Here is a 5,159-nt window from a genome sequence, read left to right on the forward strand (position 1 = left end):
GGCGGCGCGGGACCGGCCCAGGGCGGGTGTTCAGGCGGCGGGCTCGACCGCCGGGCGGACCGGCGCGGGCGCGGGTTCGGCGCGCGGCGCGTCGGTGAGCATCTCGATGCGGCCGGTGATCTGGCCGCCGTCCTCGACCTGCAGGCGGCGGCAGCGCGCGGTGCCGAGCACCCGGCCGCTCGCCCGGACGATCAGGCTGCCGCGGGCGGTCAGCGTCCCGTCGATCGTCCCGGCGATCGTCGCGTCCTCGACCTCGACCTCGCCCTTGAAGACGCCGCCCTGGTTGATGGACAGCTCGGTCGCGTGGATCATGCTGGCTTCCACCGTGCCCTCGACCACCAGACGCTCGGCGTCCTGCACGGTCCCCTGCACGCTGATGCCGCGTCCGACGACGAGGGTGCGGCGCTCGGCCGTCTCCGGCATGGCCGGGCGGCCCATGCCGCCGGCCGGGCTCATGCCGGGCGCCATCCCCGGGGGCGGGGTGGTCGCGCGTGGCGCGGTGGGAATGGTGGTGGGGGTCGGGGCCTGCGGCGGCGTGGGCGGGGTGGTCGAGAAGGGTGAACGCGCCATCTTGCTTGTCTCCTGTGCGTGCGCTGCCGGCGGTGGCGCCGGGCGAAGGGCGGGATACCCGGCGGCCCGGGCGGGGATGTCCGCGTCGGGCCGTGCAGGTCCGGCAGGTCCGGTCGCTGCCGCCCGCGGCGTGGCGGTCAGCGGCGCGTCCGGACCTGGCCCGTCGTCGGGTCTGCGGCGTTTGAACATCTTTCCCCCCAAGGACAAGTCTGGGTTCCAGCGCGCCGGAGCGTGCGTGTGGCAGGCGGGCCGCCACGCGGGCCCGGCCGGCTTACACGCCCGGGCGCGCCCGAACAACCCGCAACCCCTTTGATTTGCGTCTTATCCACCGCTGTTACGCCCGGCCGGCCGGCGTCAGGGCGGCATCTAGGACGTGCACCATCGCCGCGATGCTGACCACCGGCACCAGAAGATTGATCAGCGGCACATAGGCCGCGACCGCCAGCACGAGGCCGTATCCCAGGATCGCGGCGCGGTTGCGCCGGTACACCGACTCGGCGGCGGCGCGGTCAAGACGGCGCAGCGCCACGGCCACGAACAGGCCCCGCCCGATCGCATAGGCGGTCACCAGCAGGCCGAGCACCGCGCCCACGCCGGGGATAAGAATCGCCAGCGCGAGTGCCGCGACGTTCAGCAGCAGGATGCGCAGCCCGACCACGACGCCGTCCCAGACCTGCACCGCGAGGCTCGCGCCGGCCGCCGGCGGGAGGCGCGGGTAGTGCCGTCGCTCGACCGCGCGGGCGATGCGTTCGATGAACAGGGTGCCGATCCCGGCCGCCAGCGGCACGAACAGCCAGAACGCGAGCAGCGCCGTGAGCACTCCCGATGCCAGTCCGGCGACCCAGGCGAGCCAGCCGTGCAGCCCGGCGAGGCCGTGAACGCCATAGGCGACGCCGACCCAGACCAGCGCGAAACAGGCGGCGGCGAGTGCCAGGCTGCGCCACAGGACCGCCTGCAGCGCGGGGTCGTCGAGCTGTTCCAGCGCCAGCAGAATCGGTCGCATCGTTCCCCCCCCCCGGCCGCCTTGCCGCATCGCGGCAGCTTTCGTTAGGCGACGCAGGCGCCGGATGCTAGGACCGCGCCGGCCGCCCGCTCGCGCGGGCGCACCCCCCTGTCACGCCGCGTGTCCCGTCCGCGGACCGCAAGGAGCTTATTGATGCCGGCGCGCTTCGACATTCTGGGTATCGGCAACGCCATCGTCGATGTCGTCGCCCGCACCGACGACGGGTTCCTCTCGCGCCACGACATGCACAAGGGCGCGATGCGGCTGATCGACGCCGCCCAGGCCGAGGCGCTGTATGCCGCCATGCCGCCGGGCGAGGAAAGCAGCGGCGGATCGGTCGCCAACACCTGTGCCATCGCGGCGGAACTCGGCGCCCGCGTCGCCTATCTCGGCAAGGTGGCCGAGGACCCGCTCGGCGCCGCCTTCAGCCGCGACATCGCGGCGAGCGGGGTGCATTTCCCGACCGCGAAGCTGCCGGCCGGCACGCTGCCGACGGCGCGCTGCCTGATCCTCGTCACGCCGGAGGGGCAGCGGACGATGAACACCTTCCTCGGCGCCTGCGTGACCTTCGGCGAGGCGGACGTGGATACCGCGCTGATCGCGCAGTCCGCCGTGACCTATCTGGAGGGCTATCTGTTCGATCCGCCGGCGGCGCAGGCGGCGTTCCGGCTGGCCGCCGCCACCGCCCATGCGGCGGGCCGTCAGGTCGCGCTGTCGCTGTCGGACGCCTTCTGCGTGGACCGGCACCGCGCCGCCTTCCGTGAACTCGTCGCCGGCCACGTCGATATTCTGCTCGCCAACGAGGCGGAGGTGACCAGCCTGTACGAGGTCAACTCGTTCGAGGAGGCGATGGCGGCGGCGCGCGGGGACGTGGGGCTGGCCGCCCTGACCCGCAGCGAGGCCGGCAGCGTCATCCTCCGCGGCGACGAGACGATCGCGGTGGCGGCGGAGCCGGCCCGGGTCGTCGACACGACGGGCGCGGGCGACGCCTATGCGGCCGGGTTCCTGTATGGCCTGACGCGCGACCTGCCGCTGGCGGAGTGCGGGCGCATCGCCAGCCTGTCGGCGGCGGAGGTGATCGCCCATATCGGCGCCCGGCGTCCCCGGGCGGCCGCATAGCAGCCTCAACCGACTGTGACAGCGGCGGCCAAAACATCCGCCGCCTGACGCGTTCATTCCGTGTCGGTCCGATCGCGGCGCGGCGCGCCCGATCACCATCGCGACCCCGGCGCCCGGCCAGCATGGCCGTGGCTGGCATGGGTGTCGCTCAACCCGGAGTGAACGCTATGCACAAGACGCTTCTGCTGTCCGCTGCTGCCCTGGCCATCACCGCCGGTGGCGCCATGGCGCAAAGTCAGCCCGACCAGTCGATCCGACCGGGGCATGTGCCGGGCGTCGGCGAGTCATTTCCGGCGTCCACGCACGCCAGCAACATCGACAGCGCCGATACCCGATCGGTGATCGCCCCGCGCCTGCCGACGCCGCCGGGCAGCATGGATGGCGGCGCGGCGCAGTATATCCAGGACGCGCAGCGGGCGCTGTCTTCCGGCAAGACCGGCATGGCGCAGGAGGCGCTGGAGCGCGCCGAGACCCGCTTGCTCGACCGCAGCGTGGCGGCGGGCATGACCGGCACGCCGACCGACAACCCGATGGTCGCCCATATCGAGGCGGCGCGGCAGGCGCTGGGTCACCATGACCTCGCCGAGGCGAGCCGCCATCTGGATCAGGCGCTGAACCAAAGCGCAGTCAATGGCATGCCGGTGGCCGACGCGGCGCCGATCCCGCCCGACACGATGGCGACCGATACGCTGACCGGGGTGCCGCAGGCCGCGCCGGGCGGCACCGCGCATGGCGCGGGGTCGGGCTATCCGATGACCACGACGCACTGACGACGGACCCGCGCCCGGGGCGTTGACCCCGGGCGGCAGGCCCGAACCGGTTGCCGAAAGGTCCGTCCCGCTGCACGCGGGGCGGGCCTGAGCGTATTTTCCTCGCACCCGGGCGCCGGCCGCCCTATGTGTGCGCCGCACCAGACAGCCAGGCGCCCGAGCCCCCATGGACATCCGCAACATCGCCATCATCGCCCATGTCGACCATGGGAAGACGACACTCGTGGACCAGCTGCTGCGCCAGTCCGGCGCGTTTCGCGAGCACCAGCAGGTCGCGGAGCGGGCGCTGGACCGCAACGACCTCGAGCGCGAGCGCGGGATCACCATCCTCGCCAAATGCACGAGCGTCGTGTGGCGCGACGTGCGCATCAACATCGTGGACACCCCTGGCCACGCCGATTTCGGCGGCGAGGTCGAGCGCATCCTGAACATGGTGGACGGCGCCATCGTGCTGGTCGATGCCGCCGAGGGCGTGCTGCCGCAGACCAAGTTCGTGGTCGGCAAGGCGCTGGCGCGCGGCCTGCGTCCGATCGTCGTGGTGAACAAGGTCGATCGCGGCGACGCGCGGCCTGACGAGGTGCATACCGAGGTGTTCGACCTGTTCGCCGCGCTGGGCGCGACGGACGAGCAGCTCGATTTCCCGATGCTGTATGCCTCCGGCCGGCAGGGCTGGGCCGATCTGGAGCTGAACGGGCCGCGCAAGGACCTGTCGGCCATGTTCGACCTGGTGCTGCGTCATGTCCACGCCCCGACGCTGGACAAGGACGCGCCCTTCGCGATGGTCGCGTCGATCCTGGACTACGACAACTTCCTCGGCCGGGTGCTCACCGGGCGGCTCGAACAGGGGCGCGCGCGGATCAACCAGCCGGTGCGCGTCTTCCGCGCCGACGGCAGCGTGGTCGAGACCGGCCGCCTGACCAAGCTCATGTCCTTCCGTGGCCTTGATCGCGTGACCGTCGACGAGGTGGAGGCGGGCGACATCATCGCCATTGCCGGCCTGACGGAAGCGACGATCCCGGACACGATCGGCGATCCGTCGCTGACCGGGCCGCTGCCGGCAACCCCGGTCGATCCGCCGACCCTGGCGATGACGTTCCGCATCAATGACGGGCCGCTGGCCGGGCGTGAGGGCAAGAAGGTCACCAGCCGGCAGATCCGCGACCGGCTATACCGCGAGGCCGAGGGCAACGTCGCCATCAAGGTGTCCGACAGCCAGGAGACCGAGGCGTTCGAGGTCGCCGGCCGCGGCGAACTGCAGCTCGGCGTGCTGATCGAGCAGATGCGGCGCGAAGGGTTCGAGCTGACGATCGGGCGGCCGCGCGTTCTGACCCGCACCAACCCCGACACCGGCGTCCGCGAGGAGCCGATGGAGGAGGTGCTGATCGACGTGGACGAGCCCTATTCCGGCGTGGTGGTCGAGAAGATGAGCCGCCGCAAGGGCGAACTGCGCGACATGCGTCCCTCGGGCGGCGGCAAGGTACGCCTGACCTTCCACATGCCGAGCCGCGGGCTGATCGGCTATCACGGCGAGTTCCTGACCGACACGCGCGGCACCGGCATCATGAACCGGCTGTTCGCCGGCTATGGTCCGTGGAAGGGCCCGATCGAGGGCCGCCGCAACGGCGCCCTGATCAGCAACGTGGACGGCGAGGCGGTGCAATACGCGCTGTTCTACCTCCAGGAGCGCGGCACCCTGT

5 protein-coding genes are annotated in these 5,159 nt (G+C 72.0%); 3 read left to right on the forward strand and 2 right to left on the reverse strand.

What is annotated here, in order from left to right:
• Positions 1-30 precede the first annotated feature (30 nt).
• Both B8460_RS17790 and B8460_RS17795 read right to left on the reverse strand, forming a co-directional pair.
• Positions 31-570: a bactofilin family protein gene (locus B8460_RS17790; RefSeq protein ID WP_084623863.1), complete on the reverse strand. Its 540-nt coding sequence runs from the start codon at positions 568-570 to the stop codon at positions 31-33.
• Between the two features lie 334 nt (positions 571-904).
• On the reverse strand, positions 905-1,573 hold the full coding sequence (locus B8460_RS17795; protein WP_048862961.1) for an EI24 domain-containing protein: 669 nt from the start codon (positions 1,571-1,573) through the stop codon (positions 905-907).
• Between the two features lie 153 nt (positions 1,574-1,726).
• Here B8460_RS17795 and B8460_RS17800 point away from each other — a divergent pair, with 153 nt between their 5' ends.
• The 3 genes from B8460_RS17800 to typA all read left to right on the forward strand — a co-directional run.
• A complete protein-coding gene (locus tag B8460_RS17800) occupies positions 1,727-2,692 on the forward strand; it encodes an adenosine kinase (protein WP_048862962.1) in 966 nt (321 codons plus the stop codon).
• 167 nt (positions 2,693-2,859) lie between these two features.
• On the forward strand, positions 2,860-3,462 hold the full coding sequence (locus B8460_RS17805; RefSeq protein WP_048862963.1) for a hypothetical protein: 603 nt from the start codon (positions 2,860-2,862) through the stop codon (positions 3,460-3,462).
• Between the two features lie 166 nt (positions 3,463-3,628).
• The coding region (typA, locus tag B8460_RS17810; RefSeq protein ID WP_048862964.1) for a translational GTPase TypA at positions 3,629-5,159 on the forward strand (1,531 nt) is incomplete at its 3' end.

Source organism: Acidisphaera rubrifaciens HS-AP3 (genome assembly GCF_000964365.1).
GTDB classification, from domain to species: Bacteria; Pseudomonadota; Alphaproteobacteria; order Acetobacterales; family Acetobacteraceae; genus Acidisphaera; species Acidisphaera rubrifaciens.

What these genes read in the sequence shown, in the direction of transcription:
- B8460_RS17790 (WP_084623863.1), bottom strand. Translation starts at nt 570, where the DNA reads ATGGCGCGTTCACCCTTCTCGACCACCCCGCCCACGCCGCCGCAGGCC.
- B8460_RS17795 (WP_048862961.1), bottom strand. Translation starts at nt 1,573, where the DNA reads ATGCGACCGATTCTGCTGGCGCTGGAACAGCTCGACGACCCCGCGCTG.
- B8460_RS17800 (WP_048862962.1), top strand. Translation starts at nt 1,727, where the DNA reads ATGCCGGCGCGCTTCGACATTCTGGGTATCGGCAACGCCATCGTCGAT.
- B8460_RS17805 (WP_048862963.1), top strand. Translation starts at nt 2,860, where the DNA reads ATGCACAAGACGCTTCTGCTGTCCGCTGCTGCCCTGGCCATCACCGCC.